The sequence below is a fragment of the Curtobacterium sp. MCLR17_036 genome, assembly GCF_003234445.2.
Classification (GTDB): domain Bacteria; phylum Actinomycetota; class Actinomycetes; order Actinomycetales; family Microbacteriaceae; genus Curtobacterium.
Map to the genome: position 1 here is coordinate 2544363 of NZ_CP126269.1, position 21221 is coordinate 2565583.

At 71.5% G+C, this 21221-nt stretch carries 20 protein-coding genes; 7 read left to right on the plus strand and 13 right to left on the minus strand.

Annotated features, from left to right (window positions below; translation table 11 throughout):
• Positions 1 to 16 precede the first annotated feature (16 nt).
• Entirely contained in the window at positions 17 to 1450 is a 1434-nt protein-coding gene (locus DEI99_RS11820) for an oligosaccharide flippase family protein (RefSeq protein WP_111041013.1), read from the minus strand.
• A gap of 96 nt (positions 1451 to 1546) precedes the next feature.
• On the opposite strand from DEI99_RS11820, the gene DEI99_RS11825 reads away from it, so the two are divergent.
• The 3 genes from DEI99_RS11825 to DEI99_RS11835 are packed head-to-tail and all read left to right on the plus strand — an operon-like array spanning position 1547 to position 4637.
• Positions 1547 to 2587 carry an acyl-CoA dehydrogenase family protein gene (locus DEI99_RS11825; protein ID WP_111041014.1) on the plus strand — a complete coding sequence of 347 codons (1041 nt, stop codon included), beginning with the start codon at positions 1547 to 1549 and terminating at the stop codon, positions 2585 to 2587.
• Positions 2584 to 3939, plus strand: a complete 1356-nt coding sequence (locus DEI99_RS11830) for a bifunctional PIG-L family deacetylase/class I SAM-dependent methyltransferase (RefSeq protein ID WP_146247066.1) — start codon at positions 2584 to 2586, stop codon at positions 3937 to 3939. The genes DEI99_RS11825 and DEI99_RS11830 overlap by 4 nt, the downstream gene beginning before the upstream one ends.
• Positions 3936 to 4637, plus strand: coding sequence for a glycosyltransferase family 2 protein (locus tag DEI99_RS11835; protein WP_258369254.1), 702 nt, complete (start codon positions 3936 to 3938; stop codon positions 4635 to 4637). The genes DEI99_RS11830 and DEI99_RS11835 overlap by 4 nt, the downstream gene beginning before the upstream one ends.
• Positions 4638 to 4671: 34 nt before the next feature.
• Here DEI99_RS11835 and DEI99_RS11840 read toward each other — a convergent pair whose 3' ends face one another.
• Both DEI99_RS11840 and DEI99_RS11845 read right to left on the minus strand, forming a co-directional pair.
• Complete coding sequence (locus tag DEI99_RS11840) at positions 4672 to 5496, minus strand: glycosyltransferase family 2 protein (RefSeq protein WP_181434364.1); 825 nt, start codon at positions 5494 to 5496, stop codon at positions 4672 to 4674.
• Between the two features lie 62 nt (positions 5497 to 5558).
• A complete protein-coding gene (locus DEI99_RS11845; RefSeq protein ID WP_181434365.1) occupies positions 5559 to 6992 on the minus strand; it encodes an oligosaccharide flippase family protein in 1434 nt (477 codons plus the stop codon).
• A gap of 160 nt (positions 6993 to 7152) precedes the next feature.
• Here DEI99_RS11845 and DEI99_RS11850 point away from each other — a divergent pair, with 160 nt between their 5' ends.
• Both DEI99_RS11850 and DEI99_RS11855 read left to right on the plus strand, forming a co-directional pair.
• Positions 7153 to 8694 (plus strand): ABC transporter permease, encoded by a 1542-nt coding sequence (locus DEI99_RS11850; protein ID WP_111041017.1) that lies wholly within the window; start codon positions 7153 to 7155, stop codon positions 8692 to 8694.
• A gap of 146 nt (positions 8695 to 8840) precedes the next feature.
• Complete coding sequence (locus tag DEI99_RS11855; protein ID WP_111041068.1) at positions 8841 to 9518, plus strand: ABC transporter ATP-binding protein; 678 nt, start codon at positions 8841 to 8843, stop codon at positions 9516 to 9518.
• Between the two features lie 33 nt (positions 9519 to 9551).
• Here DEI99_RS11855 and DEI99_RS11860 read toward each other — a convergent pair whose 3' ends face one another.
• The 6 genes from DEI99_RS11860 to DEI99_RS11885 form a co-directional block, all read right to left on the minus strand.
• On the minus strand, positions 9552 to 10478 hold the full coding sequence (locus DEI99_RS11860; RefSeq protein ID WP_111041018.1) for a TolB-like translocation protein: 927 nt from the start codon (positions 10476 to 10478) through the stop codon (positions 9552 to 9554).
• Between the two features lie 107 nt (positions 10479 to 10585).
• The gene (locus DEI99_RS11865) at positions 10586 to 11425 is read right to left on the minus strand and encodes a carbohydrate ABC transporter permease (protein ID WP_111041019.1); all 840 of its coding nucleotides are present in this window, start codon (positions 11423 to 11425) and stop codon (positions 10586 to 10588) included.
• Positions 11418 to 12413, minus strand: coding sequence for a carbohydrate ABC transporter permease (locus DEI99_RS11870; protein WP_111041020.1), 996 nt, complete (start codon positions 12411 to 12413; stop codon positions 11418 to 11420). The genes DEI99_RS11865 and DEI99_RS11870 overlap by 8 nt, the downstream gene beginning before the upstream one ends.
• Positions 12414 to 12592: 179 nt before the next feature.
• Positions 12593 to 13891 (minus strand): ABC transporter substrate-binding protein, encoded by a 1299-nt coding sequence (locus DEI99_RS11875; RefSeq protein WP_111041021.1) that lies wholly within the window; start codon positions 13889 to 13891, stop codon positions 12593 to 12595.
• Positions 13892 to 14034: 143 nt separating this feature from the next.
• Positions 14035 to 15189 carry a Gfo/Idh/MocA family protein gene (locus DEI99_RS11880; RefSeq protein ID WP_111041022.1) on the minus strand — a complete coding sequence of 385 codons (1155 nt, stop codon included), beginning with the start codon at positions 15187 to 15189 and terminating at the stop codon, positions 14035 to 14037.
• The gene (locus DEI99_RS11885; protein ID WP_111041023.1) at positions 15186 to 15932 is read right to left on the minus strand and encodes a sugar phosphate isomerase/epimerase family protein; all 747 of its coding nucleotides are present in this window, start codon (positions 15930 to 15932) and stop codon (positions 15186 to 15188) included. The genes DEI99_RS11880 and DEI99_RS11885 overlap by 4 nt, the downstream gene beginning before the upstream one ends.
• 144 nt (positions 15933 to 16076) lie before the next feature.
• On the opposite strand from DEI99_RS11885, the gene DEI99_RS11890 reads away from it, so the two are divergent.
• Both DEI99_RS11890 and DEI99_RS11895 read left to right on the plus strand, forming a co-directional pair.
• Positions 16077 to 17288, plus strand: a complete 1212-nt coding sequence (locus tag DEI99_RS11890) for an ROK family transcriptional regulator (RefSeq protein WP_181434366.1) — start codon at positions 16077 to 16079, stop codon at positions 17286 to 17288.
• Between the two features lie 115 nt (positions 17289 to 17403).
• The gene (locus DEI99_RS11895; RefSeq protein WP_111041070.1) at positions 17404 to 18090 is read left to right on the plus strand and encodes a YqaJ viral recombinase family protein; all 687 of its coding nucleotides are present in this window, start codon (positions 17404 to 17406) and stop codon (positions 18088 to 18090) included.
• A 13-nt stretch (positions 18091 to 18103) separates the two neighbouring features.
• On the opposite strand, the gene DEI99_RS11900 is transcribed toward DEI99_RS11895, so the two are convergent.
• The 4 genes from DEI99_RS11900 to nusG all read right to left on the minus strand — a co-directional run bounded on the left by DEI99_RS11900 (position 18104) and on the right by nusG (position 21208).
• Positions 18104 to 18712 (minus strand): Pr6Pr family membrane protein, encoded by a 609-nt coding sequence (locus tag DEI99_RS11900; protein ID WP_146247067.1) that lies wholly within the window; start codon positions 18710 to 18712, stop codon positions 18104 to 18106.
• 86 nt (positions 18713 to 18798) lie between these two features.
• The gene (gene rplA / locus DEI99_RS11905; RefSeq protein WP_071261187.1) at positions 18799 to 19488 is read right to left on the minus strand and encodes a 50S ribosomal protein L1; all 690 of its coding nucleotides are present in this window, start codon (positions 19486 to 19488) and stop codon (positions 18799 to 18801) included.
• 90 nt (positions 19489 to 19578) lie between these two features.
• Complete coding sequence (gene rplK / locus DEI99_RS11910) at positions 19579 to 20010, minus strand: 50S ribosomal protein L11 (protein WP_017888638.1); 432 nt, start codon at positions 20008 to 20010, stop codon at positions 19579 to 19581.
• 124 nt (positions 20011 to 20134) lie between these two features.
• Positions 20135 to 21208, minus strand: coding sequence for a transcription termination/antitermination protein NusG (gene nusG, locus DEI99_RS11915; RefSeq protein WP_111041025.1), 1074 nt, complete (start codon positions 21206 to 21208; stop codon positions 20135 to 20137).
• Positions 21209 to 21221 lie beyond the last annotated feature (13 nt).

Genomic DNA, 21221 nt, shown 5'->3' on the forward strand with positions numbered 1-21221 from the left:
GGCTGTGGGTCTGCGATCAGGCGATCGGCCCCGCGCCGGTCGCTCGGCGGGCGACGATCCACGCACGGACCGGTGCACGGGCGGCGGGGAACGCCGCCGTCGTCAGCACGGCGACGAGCACACCGCACGCCGCGGGGACGAACACGGCGGGGACGGGCCCTTCCGGCAGGGTGGAACGGACGATGCAGGCCGCGACCGCTGCGGCGGATGCGACGGTCGCTGCCGGCAACGCCGCCCCGAGGACGTTGCGCAACCGGACACCGGTCCCCCGCAAGGCGACGACGTACGACGGCAGCACGAGCGCCACACAGGCGGCCGCGTACGCCACGACCATCCCGCGGACACCCCAGGGCGCCCCCGCGACGAACGCCACGATGGTGAGCGGCTGCGAGACGAGGACCCACCAGATCTGGCGACGGACGTGCCCGCTCGCGACGAACCACCACTCGGGCACACAGCCGAGCGCCCGCGCCGCGCCGCCGACCACGAGGAACGGCAGGAGGTCGGCCGACCCCGACCACGCCGACCCGAAGAGCAGCTCGACGACCGGACCGGCCAGGACGCCGAGCAGCGCGAGGACCGGCCAGGCCAGCAGGGTCACCGCCGCCGTGAACTGCCGGAGCCGTTCCGTCAGGAGCGTCGGGCCCGCTCCGGCGAGCGCGGGCAGCGCGACACGCTGCACCGCCGCTCCGATCTGTTCGAGCGGCAACGTCATGAGCTGCACGGCCTGCACGTACACCCCGGAGGCGGCAGATCCGAAGAGCGCGGCGACGAGGACCCGGTCGCCGGACCGGAGGACGAGCATGACCACCTGCACGATCGACACGTCACGGGCGATGCCGACCATCTCGCGGACCACCGGCCACGGCGCCGCCTCGCCGCGAGGCGCGCGCCGGAGGACAGCGACCCCGGTGCCGACGACGGTCCACAGGACGACGACCTGCGCGATGACCGCGATCGGCCCGACTCCGGCGAGCGCCAGGAGGACGGCCGTCGAGGCGCCGAGCACGGCACCGGCCGACTCGACCGCGACGACCCGCCCCATCTCGGCGCGTCGGGCCATCGTGGCGATCGGGACCGCGACGGCCCCGGACACGGGGAAGGCCACGGCGATCGCGAGCAGGAGGACCCCGTACGGCGCGTCGGGCACGAGCCACGCGGCGAGTGCACCGGCGGTCGCGACGGCGCCCCCGAGCACGAGCCCGAGGAGCGCGCTCATGCGGTGCAGCGCCACGAGGACCGCCTCGGGCTGCGCCCCGGAACGCAGCACCACCGCTGCGAAACCGCCGCTGCGCACGAGTTCGAGGACGATCGACAGGCCGAGCACGACGGCGGCCGCTCCGTAGTGCTCGGGGCCGAGGATCCGCGCGACGACGACGTTCGCCAGGATCTGCACGGATGACCGGATGAGCGTCCCCCCGAGGCTCAGGAGCCCGCTGCGGAAGAACATCACGCATAGAAAATATCACATGTCTTCGATGAGGGCGAGACCGTGGCGGTCGGCAGCCGTGAGCGTCCCTGGTCGCGACACCGTAGCGTTGGCCCCATGTTGCGCACCGCCGCCTGGCCCCCGTCCGCGACGGACGTCGACGCTCCGGCGCTGGAACGCTCGGCCGGGAGGCTCAGCGAGACCCACGCGGACCGGCTCGCGTTCGCGCGGGCGGTCGCGTCCACGACCCCGCCGCTGGCCTCGGGGACGGCCGGTCGGTTCTTCGGCACCCTGGCGGCCGTGGCGGCCGCGGACGTCGCCCTGGCACGGACCGTCGAGCCGCACCTCGACGCGCTCGGCATCCTCGCGCAGGCGGGGGTCGACGCGCCGGCCGGGACGACGTGGGGCGTGTTCGCGGCCGAGGCGCCCGGACTCCGTCTCGAGGCCACCGAACAGCAGGACGGCACCGTGCTCCTGCACGGCACGAAGCCGTGGTGCTCCTTGGCCTCGACGCTCTCCCACGCCCTCGTGACCGCCCACTCCGGTGACGAGCGACGCCTCGTCGCCGTGGACCTCCGGCAGGACGGCGTCGTGGCGCACGACGACGCCTGGGTGGCGCGGGGGATGCCGGACGTCCCGAGCGGCCCGGTCGACTTCGACGGCGTCCGGGCGCAACCCGTCGGCGACCCCGGCTGGTACCTGACCCGGCCGGGCTTCGCGTGGGGCGGGATCGGGGTCGCCGCCTGTTGGTGGGGCGGCGCGGTCGGCCTCGGCAGGACGCTCCGTGCACTCGCCGAGGAGCGTCCGGCGTCCGAACTGCTGCAGGCGGCGCTCGGCGCGACCGTGCTCGACCTCGCCGACGCCGAGAGTGCGCTCGCGGAAGCGGCGTGCACGATCGACGACGCGAGGGCGGGACCGGAGGGTTCCGTGCCGGACTGGCCGTTGCTCGCGCAGTCCGTCCGCTCGAGGGTCCGCAGGGCGGTCGACGCCGTGCGCGAGCGGGTCGTGTCGACCATCGGTCCGGCTCCCCTGACCGCGGACGCGTCGGTGGCAGCACGGGTCGCCGACCTCGAGCTGTACGTCCTGCAGGACCACGGCGCCCGGGACCTCGCGCGCATCGGCCGGATCGTCGTCGAGCGCGGCGGTGTCGCGTGGTGAGCTTCGACCACCGGGAGCCCGGGACGGATCCGGCAGCGTGGACGGCCTTCCTCGGCACCGTGCCGTCCGGCCCCGTCGGACTGGACGGCTTCGGCTCCGTCGTCGTCGTGGCGCCGCACCCCGACGACGAGACCCTCGGCGCCGGCGGTCTCATCGCCCGGGCAGCAGACGACGGCGTGCCCGTCCACGTGCTGCTCCTGACCCGCGGAGAGCACTCGCACCCGGACTCCCCCACCACCACCGCCGCGGACCTGGCCACGGTGCGCGACGCCGAGTTCGCCGCAGCCGTTCGTCTCCTGCACCCGGACGCCACGGTCACGTCGGTCGGCATCCCCGACGGCGCGACCCGTGAGCACCGCGACCGCGTCGTCGACGCCGTGGCCGGCGCCCTCGCCCTGGGGGCCGGGTCGACACTGCTCGTCGCGCCCTGGCGCGGCGACGGGCACCGCGACCACCGCATCGCCGGAGAGGTCGCCGAGGACGCAGCCCGTGCCGCCCCGGGGACGTCCCTGCTCGCCTACCCGATCTGGACCTGGCACTGGGACGACCCGACCGCGTCCGCGGCGCCGTGGGCACGTGCCCGGACACTCCGTCTCACCGAGGACCAGCTCGAGCGCAAGCGCAACGCGCTCGCGACCTACCGTTCCCAGGTCAGCCCGCTGTCGCTGGCCGCCGGGGACGAGGCGATCGTCGACGACCGCCACGCCGAGCACCACCTGCGCACGACGGAGTGGTTCTTCGCGCCGGAGCCGGTGCCCTCCCGATCACAGGCGTCCTTCGACGCGCACTACGAACGGAAGCCCGAGGGGTGGGACTTCGACGGGTCGTGGTACGAACGCCGGAAGCGCGCGGTGACACTGGCCGCACTCCCCCGACCGCGGTTCCGGTCGGCGATCGAGATCGGATGCGCCACCGGGGTCCTGACGGCGGCGCTGACCGAACGTGCCGATGCCGTGCTCGGGACCGACATCTCCGCCGCACCCCTCGAGCAGGCGGCTCGCAGGGCACCGGACGCCCGGTTCGTCCAGGCGGCCCTGCCCGCCGAGTGGCCGTCGGGGCGCTGGGACCTCGTCGTCATGTCCGAGGTCGGCTACTACCTGTCGCCCTCGGACCTCGACGCGACGATCGACCGCGTGCTCGCGTCCCTGGACGACGACGGGGTCCTCGTCGCCTGCCACTGGCGCCACCCGGACGACGAGGCGGTCTCGAGCGGCGACGCCGTGGACGCCCGCCTCGCCGAACGGTGGCCCCGCCCCGCACTGGTCCGTCACGTCGAGGAGGACTTCGTGCTGAGCGTGCTGCCCGGCCCCGCTGTCCGGTCCGTCGCGCGGGACGAAGGGCTGGTCCGGTGACCACGCCGGCACGGATCGACGTCGTCGTCCCGGCGCACGACGAACAGGACCGGATCGCTGCCTGCCTCGCCGCGCTCGGCGCCGCTCGAGACCGACTCGCGGCCGAACGGCCGGACGTCGAGGTCTCCGTCACGGTCGTGCTCGACGGCTGCACCGACGACACCGCCGCGGTGGTGGACGGCTTCGCCGTCGACGTCGTCACGACCGCGCACGTCGGGGTGGGCCGCGCGCGGGCGCTCGGCGCCGCGCAGGCCGTCCGGGACCACCCCGCTGACGCCGCCCAGCGGTGGCTCGCGCACACCGACGCCGACTCCCGGGTGCCGACCGGCTGGCTCGTGCAGCAGGCCGACGCACTGCGCTCCGGGGCGCACGTGCTGGTCGGCGCCGTCGTCCCGGACCCGGACGACCTCGATCCCGTCGTGCTCGCCCGCTGGACCCGGGCGCACCCACCCGGAGCCGCGCTCGGACACGTGCACGGTGCGAACCTCGGTGTGCTCGCGGCGGCCTACCTGGCGCTCGGCGGGTTCGACCCCGTCCCCGAGCACGAGGACGTCCGGCTCGTCGAACGGGCGCGCGCGACCGGCTTCCGCGTCGACGCGACCGTCGACCTGCCCGTGGTGACGAGCGGCCGGTTCGCCGGTCGCACCCCTGGCGGGTACGCGGAGCACCTGCGGCAACAGTACGGCGACGCGAGCTGACCGGGCCGTCCGGCCGGGTGGGCGACGGACCCGACTACCGGACGAGCCACCCGGCGAGCGTGCCGAGCCGGACTGCCGCGATCCGGAGTCGTCGGCGCCCGAACGGTGCGCAGACGACCGACCAACAGGTCGCGACCACGTGTCGCAGCACCGCGCCGCGTTGCCAGGACGCCCCGTGCGAGCGGTGCTTCTCCACCAGGAGGTGGTCCCACCGGGCGTAATGCCGGTGGTTCCGGAAGAGCGCACGGACCGATCGTCGGAGCCGGTACTGGACGACCGCGTCCGGTCGGAAGTGCGTCGGGTACCCGAGGTACGTGGCGCGCCAAGCGAGGTCGATGTCCTCTGCTGCGAGGAACGCCGGATCGAAGCCGCCCGTCTGCTCGAGCACGCTCCGCCGCATGCCCAGGTTGGCAGACGTCGTGTGCGGGAGGTGCCCGAAGCGCACGATCGGCCAGGGCTGCTGCACGGTGCGCCACATCCAACGCTCGTTGAGCCCGTCGTGCCGCAGGGGTCCGGTGCACACCCCGGCGATCGCGAGGCCCTCGACCATCGCCTCGATCCAGGCGGCCGACACCACGTCGTCCGCATCACAGAACAGCACGAGCTCGGTGTCGAGGGACCGCCAGCCTGCGTTCCGCGCGGCGGCTGGACCGCGGACGGCGGAGGAGTCGACCACCGCCGTCCGCCAACCCGAGGGCCACGCGGTGGCGTCGACGATCGCCTCGACGTCCGCGACCGGCGCCCCGTTGCAACTCAGCACCACGGAGACCGACCCCCGCCAGGTCTGCCGGACGAGGGCGTCGAGCTGCGCGGCGAGCTCCGTCGTCCCTCCTGGCCCGACGGGGACCACGATGCCCACGCTGGGCCGGTCGTGCGCATCGGGAGCGCCCGTCCGGTCCGGGGCGCCCGGCTCGAGGGCCGTCACGGAGCCGTCCCGCCCTCGACCGTGACGACGCCGGGTCGGAGACCGGTCGCGACGGCACGGACAGCCGGGAACACCGCGGCCACCAGGACGGCCGCGACCATCCCGGTGCCCGCGGGCAGGAGCACAGCGGCGACCGCCCCGGGCGGTGCGACGGACCGGACGGCGAGGGCGACCAGTACAGCTGCCGCGGCGGCGAGCGCTCCCGGTACAGCGGAGGAGCCCAGGTCGCGGAGTCGGATGCCCGAACCGCGCGTGGCGACGAGGAACGACGGCACCACCAGGCCGGCGCAGACCACCGCGTAGGCAGTGGCCATGCCGTGCACGCCCCAGGGCAGTGCGACGACGAGGGCGCCGAGGAGCACCGGCTGGGAGACGAACGCCCACCGGACCTGGCGTCCGGACCGACCACTCGCGACGAAGTACCAGACCGCTGCGAACCCGAGCGCCTGTGCGCCGCCCGCTCCGGCGAGGAAGGGCAGGATCTCGGCGGAGCCGGCCCACGCCGCTCCGAACAGCAGGTCGACCACCGGACCGGCGAGCACCCCGAGCAGTGCGAGGACCGGCCAGGCCAGGAGGGTCACCGTCTGGACGATCCGCCGGTAGCGGCGGCGGACACCGTCGGGGCCGGCGGCGGTGAACGCGGGCACGGCCACCCGCTGCACCGCTGCACCGATCTGGTCGAGCGGCAGCGTCATCAGCTGCATCGCCTGCACCCAGAGCCCGGCGACGGCGGGTGAGAACACCGCGGCGACGAGCACGCGGTCCCCGGTCCGGGCAGCGAGCGAGACGACCTGGACGAGGGAGAGGTCGCGCGCGGCACCGGTCATCGACCGGACTGCGGTCCACGGTGCAGCACGACCCGTCGGCGTCCCCCGCAGCGCGGCGATGCCGGTCGCCGTCGCAGCCCACAGGACGACCACCTGCGCGATCATCGCGAAGGGACCGGCACCGGCCGCGGCCAGCGTGACCGCGGTGGCGGCGCCGAGCACGACCGCGACGGACTCGACCGCGACGACTCGACCCACCTGCTGGCAGCGGACCAGACTCGCGACCGGGACGGCGACGCGACCGGCGAGGGGGAACGCGATCGCGATCGCGACGAGCAACGGTCCGTACGGCCCGTGCGGGACCGCGATGAGCAGCACCCCGCCAGTGCACCCGACGGCAGCGGCGAGGACGCATCCGAGGCGGACGCTCATCCGGTGCAGCGCCACGAGGACCGGCCCCTCGAGGTCACCGGAGCGCAGGACGACCGTGGCGAAGCCGTTGGTGCGGACGAGTTCGATGAGCACGGCGAGCGCGAGCACGACGGCGGCCACACCGTAGGCGTCCGGTCCGAGGATGCGAGCGGTGACGATGTTCGCGCTGATCTGGACGCAGGCACGGAAGGCCGTGCCCGCCAGGCTGATCGCCCCGCCCCGAACCGTCACCACGAATCCAGCATATCACATGCGAGCGAGACTTCCTTGGCTGGTTCATCGGAAGCGGCAGCGATCGCCACAGGGCCGCTCCCTACGTTCCCTCTCGTCGGCCCCGCCCGTGCACGTCGTGCGGCCGGTGACCCGCAGCCGACCACCACCGAGGAGAACCATGTTCCTGACGTACCTCAGGCGCGAACTCACGAACCGCAAGAAGCAGACCGTCATCGTCGCGATCGGGATGGCGTTGGCCATCGCCCTCGTGGTCGTCGTGTCCTCGATCGCCGGCGGCGTGCAGGCCGCGCAGTCGAGCGTGCTGCAGTCCGTGTACGGCGTCGGCACCGACATCACCGTCACGAAGACGACGACCCCGAGCGCGTCGGGCTCCGGTCGACCGGGTTTCGACTTCGGCAGCCGGAGCGGCGACGACGGCGACAGCAGCGGTTCCACCGAGCTGTCGCAGTCACGACTGGCCGTCGCACGCGGCACGAGCACGCTCAGCGCCGCAAACCTGACGACCGTGACGGGCACCGACGGCGTCGAGGCCGCGACGGGTGTGCTGACCCTCGAGAACAGCACCTTCTCGGGGCAGGTCCAGCAGCAGTCCACCGACGACAGCAGCAGCAGCAGCAGCAGCAGCGACGGCAGCACGCAGCAGGGCCCGCCGAGTGGCGGCGGCGGCTTCGGCGGCGGCTCGTTCGACGTCGACTCGTTCACCGTGACCGGCATCCCGGTCTCGGGCGACGCCGTCGGGCCCTTGACCAGCACCGAGCTCACGAAGGGGCGGACCTTCACCGCGGCGGACGCCGGGAAGGACGTCGTCGTGCTGGACGCGTCCTACGCGAAGAGCGAGTCGAAGGCGGTCGGCGACACCGTCGACATCGGCGGCACCGACTTCGAGGTCATCGGCATCGTCACGTCGACCGGCTCGTCGTCGACCACGGGTTCGAACACCTACGTCCCCCTCGACACCGCGCAGGCACTGGCGGACCTCGACGGCAAGGTCACCGCGATCTACGTGTCCGCCGAGTCCTCGTCGGACGTCAACGCGATCAAGACCGCCCTGCAGCAGGAGCTCACCACGGCGACGGTCTCCACCGAGTCCGACCTGGCGTCGAGCGTCTCCGGTTCGCTGGGCACCGCGTCGAGCCTCGTCGCGAACCTCGGCACGTGGCTGTCGATCGTGGTGCTGGCGGCGGCGTTCCTCCTCGCGATCCTCTTCACGATCTCCGGCGTCACCCGGCGCACCCGCGAGTTCGGCACCCTCAAGGCCATCGGCTGGTCGAACGGCCGCATCACCCGGCAGGTCGCCGGGGAGTCGCTCGTGCAGGGCCTCATCGGCGGTGTCGTCGGTGCAGCGGTCGGCCTGATCGGCATCCTCGTGGTGAACGTCGTCAGCCCGACCATCTCGGCGAGCGCCTCGAGCACCACCGGTGGCGGCGGCGCCGGCGGCGTCGGTGGCGGTGGCATGCCCGGAAGCGCGGCGACCGCGGCCGCGGGCAGCGGCACGACGGGCGGCGCCCCGGCCGGCGGATTCGGCGGCGGCGCGGCCACGGCGTCGACGAGCGACGTGGTCCTGCACGCCCCGGTGACCGTCGAGGTCGTCCTGCTGGCGATCGGCCTCTCGATCCTCGGTGGCCTCATCGCGGGCGCACTCGGCGGCTGGCGTGCGAGCAGGCTCCGTCCGGCCGAGGCACTGCGGAGCGTGGCCTGATGCCCGGCCCCGCGACCGGCACGACACCGACCGCCGGCCCGCACGCCGGCACCGCACCGACCCCGAGCACGCGACCAGGAGGAGTGACCGTGACCAGCACCGACGCCGCACCCGGCCAGGCGGAGGCGAGCCGCGCCTCCGGTCCGATGTACCGGCTGACGAACGTCAGCAAGACGTACCAGCAAAAGAACCGCACCGTCACCGCCCTGACGAACGTGGACCTGACGATCCCGCAGGGACAGCTCGTGGCGGTCCAGGGGCCGACCGGCGGCGGCAAGTCGACGCTGCTGCAGATGCTCGGGGCGCTCGACCGGCCGACGGCCGGGTCGATCCACCTCGGTGGCGACCGCGACGTCGCGAAGCTCGGCGACCGTGCACTGACCGACCTGCGGGCGACGGAGATCGGCTTCGTCTTCCAGAGCTTCAACCTCATCCCGACGCTGACGGCGCTCGAGAACGTCGAGACGGCGTTCGCGGGGTCGCTCGCGAACCGAGCACGTCCGGAGATCCGCGAGCGGGCCACGGCTGCGCTCCGCGAGGTCGGGCTCGGCGAGCGGATGGAGCACCTGCCGGCCGAGCTCTCCGGCGGGCAGCAGCAGCGCGTCGCGATCGCCCGCGCCCTGGTGAAGAACCCCGGCGTGCTGCTGGCGGACGAGCCGACCGGTGCGCTCGACGAGGGCACCCGCGACGAGATCATGGGCCTCATCGAGAAGCAGTGGGCGGATCGCGGGCTGACGGTCGTCATCGTCACGCACGACTCGTGGGTGGCGAAGCGGGCCGAGCGTCGCCTGTACATCGAGCAGGGTCAGGTGCGCGAGCTGTAGGGCCGGCGGGCGGGCCCGGCCCTCGGGCCCGCTCTAGCCGCCGACCGGGTAGTCGCAGTACGCGAACCACCGCGAGTCCGGCGACCACGGCGGGACGTTGACCGTGCCCTGCCCGCCGTCGAGCACCACGAGGGTCTCCGGCAGCACCGCCATCCGGGCGCCGCGGACGAGCACGCCGGGCAGCAGCCGGAGCTCCACACGGTGGTCGGCGGGGTGGCCCTGCACGCCGGGCTCGTACGACAGGTAGAGCAGGTGCGCGCCGTCGGGCGAGACGTGCGGGAACCAGTTCACCCGGTCGTCGTTCGTGATCCGCACCGGGTCGGTCGCTCCCGGCCGCAGGGCGACGAGCTGCGCCGTGCCGGGGGTGAAGCGCTCCGAGTTCCACACGAGCAGGTCGCCGGCGAACGAGACGCCGTCGTCCGGGTGCTCGTCGCGGGTCAGGAAGGTCGGGTCCCCGGTGGCGGGGTCGACGAGTGCGACGTCGGTGGTCCAGACGCCCTGCTCGGAGTGCTCCCCGACGATCGCCGCCAGGGTCTCGCCGTCCGGCGCGATGCCGTGCAGGTAGAACTTCCGGACGACCGGCAGCGCGGTGGTGACGTCGGTGAGCGTCGCTGCGGCTCCTCCGAGCGGGACCGGGACCCGGTACAGGTCGCCGTCGCGACCGCTCACCACGACGGAGGTGCCCGAGGGGTCGAGCACGTGGTCGTTGTTGATCTCCGGGACACCGGGCATCGGGACGGGCACCAGTGCCGACTCGTCGACGACCGTCCCGCCGTGCTCGAGCAGCCAGAGGTCACCGCCGCCGTTCAGCAGGAGCCTGCCGTCCGGCAGCACGCTCGGTGCCTCGACGAGCAGCGTGCTCGACTCGAACACGAGCCGGCTCGTCCGGCTCTCGAGGTCGTACACGTGCACCCGGCTGGTCTGTCCCGGCAGCAGCTGCCGTCCGCGCGCTTCCTTCATGGGTCCCATCCTGTCGTGGTGCGGGCCGTGTGCGCGCCGGCGCACGGACGGACGGGAGGCGCGGTGCGGGTCCGACCCGCACCGTGCCTCCCGTCAGGTGGTCCGGTCTACTTCACCGCACCGGCGGTCAGGCCGGCGACGAACTGGCGCTGCACCACGAGGAACGCGATGACCACCGGGATCGACACGACGAGCGAGGCCGCCATGATCTGGTTCCAGTACACGTTCGTCTGCGTCGAGTACTGCTGCAGGCCGACCGCCAGGGTCTGCCCGTCGCCGTTCGTCATCACCGAGGCGAACAGCACCTCGCCCCACGCCGTCATGAACGAGTAGATGCCGACCGCGACGAGACCCGGTCGCGCCGACGGCAGGATCACCCGGAACAGCGCTCCCATCGGCCCCGAGCCGTCGACCATCGCGGCCTCGTCGAGCTCCCGCGGGATGGTCTCGAAGTAGCCCGCCAGCATCCAGATCGAGAACGGCAGCGTGAAGGTCAGGTAGGTGATGATGAGGCCGGTCCAGCTGCCGACGAGCTGGATGCCGAGCGAGTTCCCGAGGTTCGTGAAGATGAGGAACAGCGGGAGCAGGAACAGCACACCCGGGAACATCTGGGTGGAGAGCACCGCGGTGGTGAAGGTGCTCTTGCCCTTGAAGTTCCAGCGCGAGACGCCGTAGGCCGCGAACGTCGCGATGATCAGCGAGAACACCGTGGCGACGGTGCAGACGACGAGCGAGTTCACGAAGTACTTCGCCAGGGGCACGGTCGTCCACATGTCGATGAACGGCTGGATGGTGATGTTCGTCGGGATCCACGTGAAGTCGTCCTGCACGTCACCGAGCGGCTTGATGGCCGTGGTGATCATCACGTAGAGGGGCACGACCGTGAACAGGGTCAGGACGACCAGGGTCACGATCTTGAAGGACTTGGCGCCGACTGTCTCACGCACGGACGGACCTCCGGTTGGTCACGGCGAGGTAGATGCCGGTGACGACGAGCAGGAAGAGCAGGAGCAACACGCTCATCGCGGCCCCGGAGCCGAAGTTCCAGGTGATGAAGGACGCGTTGTAGATGTGGAAGCTCAGCAGGTCCGCGGCCGGGGGCTGCGCGGTCGAGCCGAACAGGACGAACGGGGTGTTGAAGTCGTTGAACGTCCAGAGGAAGATCACGAGCACGAGCGTCACGTTGACGGGGCGCACCATCGGCAGCGTGATCGAGCGCCACTGGCGGAACGGCTTCGCGCCGTCGACCGACGCGGCCTCGTACACGTCGTTCGGCACGGACTGCAGACCGGCCATGAGCATGAGGAAGGCGAACGGCCAGGTCTTCCAGATGGCGACGACCACGACGGACACGAACGCGTTCGAGCCGATGAGCCAGAACGGCCCGGTGCCGCCGAACAGCCCGAGCTGGTCCACCAGCAGGTGGTTGATCGCCCCGGAGTCGCGCTGGAACATGAACTTCCACGTGATGATGCCGGCGTACATCGGCAGCGCGTACGGCACGAGGAACAACGTGCGGAAGAGCCCGCGGCCGCGGAACGGCTTCTGCAGCGCGACCGCGGCGGCCATCCCGAACGTCCACGACAGGCCGACCACGAGCACGGTGAAGGCGCACGTGATGAGGAACGAGTGCAGTACGCCCTTGCCGACGGCCTGGTCGAAGTCGACGACGAGCTGGTAGTTGCGCAGCCCGGCGAACGGGGCAGCACCCCAGTTCGCGATGAAGTACTTCGTGAGCTGGATGAACGAGATCCAGATGCCGGTGAGCATCGGCACGATGTGGATGAGCAGCTCGAACAGGATCGCCGGCGCGACGAGCGCGTACGGCAGCCACTGGAACGAGCGCTTGCGACCCGGCGGACGGCCCGACGTCGTCGGGGCCTTCGTGTGGGTCAGGTCGATCTGCTCGGAGTCGGGCAGGACCGTCGTGGACATGGGCAGGGCCTTTCGGCAGGAGGGATCCGGGTGCTTCGCACCCCCGGCCGGGAACGGGCGGACGGGAGGCACGGCATGCGTGAGACCGATGGCTCACTGCCGACTGGTGGTCGGCTCTGGAGGTGGGGGGCGGAGGCCCGGTGCGGTCCTGCGGACGCGCACCGGGCCTCCTGACCGGGTCAGCCGATCGACTGGGAGACCTGGTCCTGCGCCGTCTGCAGCGCCGACTTGATCTCGCTGTCGGAGACGGTGCCGCCGGTGGCGATCTTGGCGAACATGTCGTTCATCGCCTTGCCGACCGTGGACTCGAACTGGTCCTCGGCGGGCACCAGCGGGAGCGGCTTGGCCTTGTTGTTGTAGATGTCGAGGAACGTCTTGGTCTGCTCGTCGGTGACCGAGTCGGCTGCGGCGGCGAGCACCGGCAGGGCCGAGTAGGGCTTGTCGAGCGTGGCCTGCGTGTCGGCGCTCGTCATGTACTCGACGAACTTCAGCGCGCCGTCCTTGTTCTTCGTGTTCTTGAAGACCGACAGGTTGATGCCCGCCGGGAACGAGGCGATGTCCTGACCGTCGGCGGTGGTCGGGAACGGCACGACGCCGAACTCGTCGGACGCCATGCCCTGCGAGGTGATCGTGGCGTTCGCGTTGTTCTGCGTGAGCATCATCGCAGCCTTGCCGTTGGCGAAGTCCGAGACGGCCTGGGTGCCGTTGTCGTACTGCGCGTTCGACGTGTTGACGGCCTTGTCGGTCTGCATCAGGTCGAGGTAGCGCTTGATGCCGTCGACGTTCTCCTGGTCGGTGAAGGTCGGCTTGCCGTCCTTGTCGAACCACTCGCCGCCGTTCTGCGCCGAGGTGATGAACGCGAAGTGCGCGTTCTCGGTGTACGAGCCACCGGCGATGGTGAAGCCGTACTTGCCGCCGGTGGTGAGCTTCTTGGCGTCGGCGGTCAGGTCCTCCCAGGTGGTCGGGGCCTCGAGACCGGCGTCCTTGAACATCGCCTTGTTGTAGTACAGGCCGTAGGCGAGGCCGTAGAGCGGGACGCTCGTGACGGTCTTGCCCGGCGCACCGCCGGTGGAGAGCGCGACCTTGCCGAACTTGTCCGCCCCGCCGATGGCCTTCATCTCGGAGTCGCCGAACTCCTGGAACGCGCCGGTCGCCTGCAGCGAGGTCGCCCAGGTGTTGCCGATGTTGACGACGTCCGGGCCCTGGCCCGAGGACACGGCGGTCTGGATCTTGGTCTGCAGGTCGTTCCAGCCGATGACCTGCAGGTTCACCTTGATCCCGGTCTCCTTGGTGAACTTCTCGAGGACGGGGGTGAGCACCTCCTTGTCGTTCTGGAGCGACGTGCCCTGGTTGGACGCCCAGTAGGTCAGCGTCTTGGGGTCGCTGGCTCCGGACGACCCGGAGGAGCAGGCTGTGAGGCCGGTCACCGTGAGGGCGGCGGCCGCCGTGATGGCCAGTGCGCGGATGACAGTGCGCATGACTCTCTACTTTCTCGTCGTTGAGATGGTGCAGGAGGTGGTGGTGTCGTGCTGTCGGTGGTGCTGTGGGTGCTGCGGTGGTGCGTGCGGGTCGTCCCGTCGGTGCCCGCCCGTCGTCGGACGGGCACCTGCCGGACCGGCGGTCAGGCCAGGGTCGACGCTGCGGGGTCCCAACCCTCGGGGAGGGTCGGGGAGGGTGCGACGGTGCTCTCGACGAGCACCGCCTCACCACGTTCTGCCGCCTCGGCGATGGAGACCATCACGTCGAGGACGTGGAAGGCGAGGGCACCGGGGACCCGGTTCTCCTCGCCGGCACGGAGCGAGCGGGCCAGGTCGACCACGCCGGTGCCGCGCGTGTACGTCGAGCCGACCGCGGGGATCGACTCGGGCGCCTCGGCGCCGAGTGCGTACAGCTCGGTGTCGCCGTCGAAGTCGTTCGGGTCGGGGAAGACGACGGTGCCGGTCTCCCCCGCGATCTCGACGAAGCCGGTGCGACCGCGGTCCGACTCGAACGAGAAGACGCTCTGGGCGCTGCCGCCGTCCTCGAACTCGATGAGCGCCGAGTGGTTCGTCGGGACCTCGACGGGGAACTCCGTGCCGGCCTTCGGTCCGGAACCGATCGTGCGGGTCGCTCGGGACTTCGACGCGGTCGCGGTGACCCGCTGCACCGGGCCGAACGCCTGCACGAGGGTCGTGATGTAGTACGGGCCGATGTCGAACAGCGGACCGGCGCCGTGGGCGAAGAGGAACTCGGGGCTCGGGTGCCACGACTCCGGACCGGGGCTCTGGAACAGCGTCAGACCGTTGAGCGGACGGCCGATGCGGCCCTCGCGGACGGTGCGGAGTGCCGTCTGCAGACCGGCGCCGAGGAACGTGTCGGGGGCGACGCTGACGGTCCGGCCGGCGGCTCGGGCGGCGTCACGGAGCGCGGCGGCGCTCTCGCGGTCGAGGGCGTAGGGCTTCTCGCCCCAGACGTGCTTGCCGGCGGCGAGGGCCTGCAGGGCGACCTCGACGTGCGCTGCCGGGATCGTCAGGTTCACGACGATCTCGACGTCGTCGTCGGCCAGGAGCTCCTCGACCGTGCCCGATCCCGGGACGCCCCACTTCTCGGCCTGCGCGGCGGCACGGGGCAGGTCGATGTCCGCGATGAACCGGACCGCGACGTCCGGGAACACCGTGAGGTTCGAGAGGTACTGGTCGGAGATGACCCCGGCGCCGATGACGCCGACGCCGACCGGGCCGGTGCGGGTCGTCTCGGCGGCCGCGGACTGCGTGCCGGCGGCGGTGGTGTCGGTCATGCGCGGACCCCCTCGAGGAACGTGTACGAGTCGGCCACGGCCTGGAGGACGTCGCCGTCGTGGTCGTCGAGCTCGACGACGTGCTGCGCGTCGGGCGCCGCGGCGACGATCTCGCGCACCGGCATGATGCCGTTGCCGACCGCGACCTGTCGCTTGTCGTTGTGCGACCCGTCGCCGTCCTTGACGTGCAGGAACTGCACCTTGTCGCCGTACTTGCCGATGATCGCGACGGGGTCGTCCCCGCCGACCTGCACCCAGTAGGTGTCGAGCTCGAGCACGACGTCGTCGGACAGGGCGTCGGCGAAGACCTCGTAGGCGCTCACGCCGTCGATGCGGTTCGAGAACTCGAACGCGTGGTTGTGGTAGCCGAGCACGAGGCCGTGGTCTGCGGCGCGCGGGGCGAGGGCGCTGAGTTCGCGGGCGATCGCCTCGACGTCCTCGCGGGTGGTCCAGCGCGACTCGTCGATGTGCGGGTCGATGAGCGTGCCGAGGCCGATCGTGGTGCTCGCGTGGAAGATCCGCTCGAGGTCCTGCTCACCGGCGTCCAGCAGCCGTGCGTGCCCGCTCGGGGCGGTGAGCCCGGCGTCGCGCAGTGCCGCGGCCAGTCCGTCGGCGTCGTCGACGAACCCGAAGGCCTCGACGTCCGTGAAGCCGATGTCGGCGAGTCGCCGGAGCGTGCCGGGCCGATCGGCCGAGAGGGCATCGCGGACGGTGTAGAGCTGGACCGAGAGCGGTTGGGTCACCAGGGGTTCTCCTCGTCGAGATGGTGCGGTCGTCACTGACCGAGCGTCACACTATGACCGCTTCTGTCGGCGGTCAAGCAGAAGTTCGCGCGATCTCGACGCACTTCGTTGCGTGGCCCGTTCGATGTGTGTTTCACTCGGCCCATGGTCGATCTGACTCGGACGGCAGCGTCGCCTCCGGTCGGGACGAGCGAGCTCTTCCAGATCCTCCGCGACGGTGTGCCGCGGACCCGGGCCGAGCTCGCGAGCCTGACGGGACTCGCACGCTCCACCATCGGCGTGCGCCTCGACGCGCTCGTCGACGTCGGACTCGTCGGCCCGGTCGACACCGCGGTCTCGACGGGCGGCCGTCCCCCGGCGCAGGTGGCGCTGCGACCGCGCGCCCGCCTCGTCGTCGCCGCCGACCTCGGCGCCTCGCACGGCCGCGTCGCCGTGACCGACCTGGTCGGTGCGCCGCTCGCCAGCCGCCAGGCGCGGATCGACATCGCCGCCGGCCCCGTCCCCACGCTGACCTGGCTCGTGTCCACCATCGACGACCTGCTCGGCGAGGTCGGCCACTCCCGCCACGACGTCGTCGCCATCGGCATCGGCGTGCCCGGCCCGGTCGAGTTCTCCACCGGCCGCCCGGCGAACCCGCCGATCATGCCCGGGTGGGACGGCTTCGACGTTCCCGCGTGGCTGCGCCAGCACATCGCTGCCCACGTCCTGCTCGACAACGACGTCAACATCGCCGCGCTCGGCGAACGGCAGCACGGCTGGCCGGACGTCGACCACCTGCTCTTCGTGAAGGTCGCCACCGGCATCGGGTCCGGCATCGTGTCCGAGGGGCGGCTGCAACGGGGCGCGCAGGGCACCGCCGGGGACATCGGACACGTCCGCGTCGCCCGCGCCGGCGACGCCCCCTGCCGCTGCGGCAACACCGGGTGCCTCGAGGCCGTGGCCTCCGGGCCGGCGATCGCCCGGGGCCTGCGCGCCGCTGGCCACGACGTGCACTCGAGCGCAGACGTGCTCGACCTGGTGAACCGGGGCGACCTCGACGCCATCGCGGCCGTGCGGCAGGCCGGGCGGGACATCGGCGAGGTGCTCGCCACCTGCGTCTCGCTCATCAACCCGTCCGTCATCGCCCTCGGTGGATCGATCACGCAGGCCGGCGAACACCTGCTCGCCGGCGTCCGCGAGGTCGTGTACTCCCGCTCGATGCCGCTCGCCACCGAGCACCTGGTGATCGCGCAGTCCCGCTCCGGGTCGCTCGCGGCACTGCAGGGCGCGGCGGCCCTCGCCATCGGGTACGCGCTCTCCCCCACGGGCGTCGACGCGCTGGTGACCGTCGCCGACGGCCGGCAGCTGGTGTCCTGACGGACGGGGCCGGTGCAGCGCCCCGGCGTCGGTGGTCCGGCACGGCAGTGTGGTGGGCCGCGTCCGATCGGTGCGTCGGTTTCGTGACGTCGGTGCACGGGGGGACAATCGTGTGGTGACGATCGTGCAGCCCACCCTGTGGGGCGACCTGGACCCGGGGCTCGAGGTGGAGTCCGTCTCCGCCGCGCCGACCGCGGTCCCGGGGCACGACGCGTTCACCGCCCTGCGCGGGCACACCGACCGCATCGTCGCGCACTCCTCGGACCGTGTCGCCTGGTTGCGCGCGCGTGCCGCGGGGATCACGGCGACCGACGTCGCACGGCTCGCGTCGCTCCACGCGGTCGAGTCCGTCGTCACCGAGAAGCGCTACGGTTCGCGGTTCTCCGGGAACGCGTTCACCGAACACGGCAAGGACCGCGAGCCGCACATCGCCGCCTGGGTGGCCGCCACCCACGGCATCCAGCCCTCCGCACACCTGTTCCACGCCGCCACGAACCGCGCGCACCTGGCCACCCCCGACGGCGTCGGGGTCGACGGGTCCTCGCGCGTCGTGCTCGCCGAGATCAAGACGACCGGCAAGGGCTGGCGGAGCATCCCCCGCCACTACCTGCGGCAGGTCTGGTGGCAGCAGTACGTCCTCGGCGCCGACCGCACCCTGTTCGTGTGGGAACGGCACGACGGGTTCGTCCCCGTCGCCGACGAGCCGGAGTGCCGCTGGGTCGACCGTGACGACGACCAGATCCGCGGGCTCGTGCAGCTCGCCGACCTCGTGCTCGACAAGCTGCGCGGCTTCCGCTCCTAGCCCTGCACCCGCGTCAGAGCTTCACCAGCCGCAGCCGGCTCATCCCGACGACGAGCACACCGAGCAGCGCGATCGACACCGCGATGCCGATGCAGTAGATCGTCACGATGCCGTAGCCCTGCGCCGGGTCGAGGAACGGGTACGGCACCCACCCGTCGGTGGCGCCACGGATCAGCACCACCACGGACCACACGACCGGGTAGAGCACGAACCACCAGATGTGCCGGAACAGCAGCCGCGACCGGTCCGAGAACAGCAGCCAGTCGAGCACCACGTACGCGGGAATGACCCGGTGGAGCAGCTCGTTCGACCACGGCACGGTGTCGGCCGCCACGACGTCCGACAGGAGCGTGTTGTAGACGATCCCCGTCGTCGCGATGTAGACCGTCGCCGCACCACGGAGCAGGCTGACCCCGAGTTGCGCGCGCTTCCGCTGCGCAGCCACGACGAGGGTCACCGCGAAGGCGACCGCCACGATGATGTTCGACTGGATGGTGAAGTAGCCGAAGAAGTTCCACGGGCTGTAGCCGGCGACCTCCGAGCTGGCGAGCCACTGTCCGACGACGGCGGCGATGGCTGCGATGACGGCGATGAGCCGCAACGAGTTCACGAGGGTGCGCACCACTCCACGCTAGCGGGCGCTCCGGTGCCGGACGCAGAAGGACCCGCACCGAAACCGGTGCGGGTCCTCCTTGAGCTGATCGAGGATCAGATGCTGTTGACGTCCAGCGGGATGCCGGGGCCGAAGGTCGTCGAGACGGCGCCCTTCATGACGTAGCGGCCCTTCGAGGACGACGGCTTGAGGCGGTTGATCTCCTCGAGCGCGGTCGAGATGTTCTCGTCGAGCTGCTCCGGCGTGAACGAGGCCTTGCCGACGACGAAGTGCACGTTGGCGTGCTTGTCGACACGGAACTCGATCTTGCCGCCCTTGATGTCGTTGACGGCCTGCGCGACGTTCGGGGTCACGGTGCCGGTCTTCGGGTTCGGCATGAGGCCACGCGGGCCGAGCACCTTGCCGAGACGACCGACCTTGCCCATGAGCTCCGGGGTCGAGACGGCGGAGTCGAAGGCGGTGTAGCCCTCGGCGACCTTCGCGATGAGCTCGTCGCCACCGACCTCGTCGGCACCGGCGGCGATGGCGGCCTCAGCAGCCGCACCCGTCGCGAACACGATGACGCGGGCGGTCTTGCCCGTGCCGTGCGGCAGGATGACCGTGCCGCGGACCATCTGGTCGGCCTTGCGGGGGTCGACGCCGAGCTTCAGCGCGACCTCGACCGTGGAGTCGGTCTTCGAGGAACCGGTCTCCTTGGCCAGGGCGACGGCCTCGGTCGGGGTGTAGAACTTGTCGGCCTCGATCTTCGCGGCCGCGGCCTGGTAGGCCTTGGACTTCTTCGCCATGGTGGTCTCCTTGCGAGATACGTGGTTGGCGAGCCGGCGAGGCTCTCCCACGGAAAGGTGTCTGGTGGTGGGCCGGAGCCCGATCGGTGCTTAGGCCTCGACCGTGATGCCCATCGAGCGCGCGGTGCCGGCGATGATCTTCGCGGCCTGCTCGATGTCGTTGGCGTTGAGGTCGGCCTGCTTGGTCTCGGCGATCTGACGGACCTGGTCCATCGAGATCTTCGCGACCTTGACCGTGTGCGGGGTCGACGACCCCTTCTGCACACCAGCAGCCTTCTTGATGAGCTCGGCGGCCGGCGGGGTCTTCAGGACGAACGTGAACGAACGGTCCTCGTAGACGGTGATCTCGACCGGCACGACGTTGCCACGCTGCGACTCGGTCGCCGCGTTGTACGCCTTGCAGAACTCCATGATGTTGACGCCGTGCTGACCGAGCGCCGGACCGATCGGGGGGGCCGGGTTGGCGGCTCCCGCGTTGATCTGCAGCTTGATCAGGCCCGTGACCTTCTTCTTCGGTGCCATGACTTGTCTTCCTCCTGGAATCGAACGCACGGGGACCCGTGCACTCTCCCGCTGGTCCGGCGGATCCGGACAGCGGTGAAGGCCCGCTCGCACGAGGCGCGCGGGCCCAAACCCGTTAAGTGTACTAGAGCTTGGTGACCTGGTCGAAGCTGAGCTCGACCGGGGTCTCGCGCTCGAACAGCGAGACGAGGACCGTGAGCTTGCCGCTCTCCGGCTTGATCTCGGAGATCGAACCCGGCAGGCCCGCGAACGAGCCCTCCTTGATGGTGATCGTCTCGCCGATCTCGAAGTCGACCTCGGCGGCGGGCTGCGCCTGCAGCGAGCCGCTGCCCTTCGAGCCACCCTTGGTCGGGGCGGCCTCGGCGACCTGAACGAGGGACTTGAGCATGCCGAACGCCTCGTCGAAGCGCAGCGGCGTCGGGTTGTGGGCGTTGCCCACGAAGCCGGTGACGCCCGGGGTGTGGCGCACGACCGACCACGAGTCCTCGTTGAGGTCCATGCGGACGAGCACGTACGAGGGGATGCGGACGCGGGTGACCAGCTTGCGCTGGCCGTTCTTGATCTCGACGACGTCCTCCATCGGGACCTCGACCTGGTAGATCGAGTCCTCCATCGACATCGAGACCATGCGGTTCTCGATGTTCGACTTCACGCGGCGCTCGAAGCCCGCGTAGGAGTGGATGACGTACCACTTGCCCGGCTTCATCCGGAGCTCGGCCTTGAAGGCGTCGTACGGGTCGGCCTCGGGCGCGTCGGCGTCCTCGTCGCTCGCGGCACCCTCTGCACCCTCGGTCTCGAGGGCCTCGTCGGCGGCGAGGGTCTCGTTCGCGGCCTCGGCGGCCTCGGCCTCGAGTTCGACCTCTTCCTCGTCCTCGACGGCCTCCACAGCGGCCTCGGCCTCGTCGGCGGTGTCCACCTCGAGTGCGTCGTCGACGACCGCGTCCGCCGCGGGGTCGCGGGACTCCTGCAGCGCGGTCAGCGCCTCGTCGAGACCGGTGTCGACGGTGCCGTCGTCGGGCTCGGAGCCGAACCCGAGGGACTCGTCGTCCTCGTCCTCGATCGAGATCGCACGCTCTTCAGCGGACTCGACAGAGCGCCCCTCGGCGGTCTCGACGTCGCCTTCCTGGTTCTCCTCGACCTCGGAGGACTGCTCGGCAGCCGTCGCGAGGTCGATGTCGTCGCGGGAGTAGTCAGACACAGTCGATTCTTTC

What these genes read in the sequence shown, in the direction of transcription:
- DEI99_RS11820 (WP_111041013.1), bottom strand. Translation starts at nt 1,450, where the DNA reads ATGTTCTTCCGCAGCGGGCTCCTGAGCCTCGGGGGGACGCTCATCCGG.
- DEI99_RS11825 (WP_111041014.1), top strand. Translation starts at nt 1,547, where the DNA reads ATGTTGCGCACCGCCGCCTGGCCCCCGTCCGCGACGGACGTCGACGCT.
- DEI99_RS11850 (WP_111041017.1), top strand. Translation starts at nt 7,153, where the DNA reads ATGTTCCTGACGTACCTCAGGCGCGAACTCACGAACCGCAAGAAGCAG.
- DEI99_RS11855 (WP_111041068.1), top strand. Translation starts at nt 8,841, where the DNA reads ATGTACCGGCTGACGAACGTCAGCAAGACGTACCAGCAAAAGAACCGC.
- DEI99_RS11860 (WP_111041018.1), bottom strand. Translation starts at nt 10,478, where the DNA reads ATGAAGGAAGCGCGCGGACGGCAGCTGCTGCCGGGACAGACCAGCCGG.
- DEI99_RS11870 (WP_111041020.1), bottom strand. Translation starts at nt 12,413, where the DNA reads ATGTCCACGACGGTCCTGCCCGACTCCGAGCAGATCGACCTGACCCAC.
- DEI99_RS11875 (WP_111041021.1), bottom strand. Translation starts at nt 13,891, where the DNA reads ATGCGCACTGTCATCCGCGCACTGGCCATCACGGCGGCCGCCGCCCTC.
- DEI99_RS11880 (WP_111041022.1), bottom strand. Translation starts at nt 15,189, where the DNA reads ATGACCGACACCACCGCCGCCGGCACGCAGTCCGCGGCCGCCGAGACG.
- DEI99_RS11890 (WP_181434366.1), top strand. Translation starts at nt 16,077, where the DNA reads ATGGTCGATCTGACTCGGACGGCAGCGTCGCCTCCGGTCGGGACGAGC.
- rplA (WP_071261187.1), bottom strand. Translation starts at nt 19,488, where the DNA reads ATGGCGAAGAAGTCCAAGGCCTACCAGGCCGCGGCCGCGAAGATCGAG.
- rplK (WP_017888638.1), bottom strand. Translation starts at nt 20,010, where the DNA reads ATGGCACCGAAGAAGAAGGTCACGGGCCTGATCAAGCTGCAGATCAAC.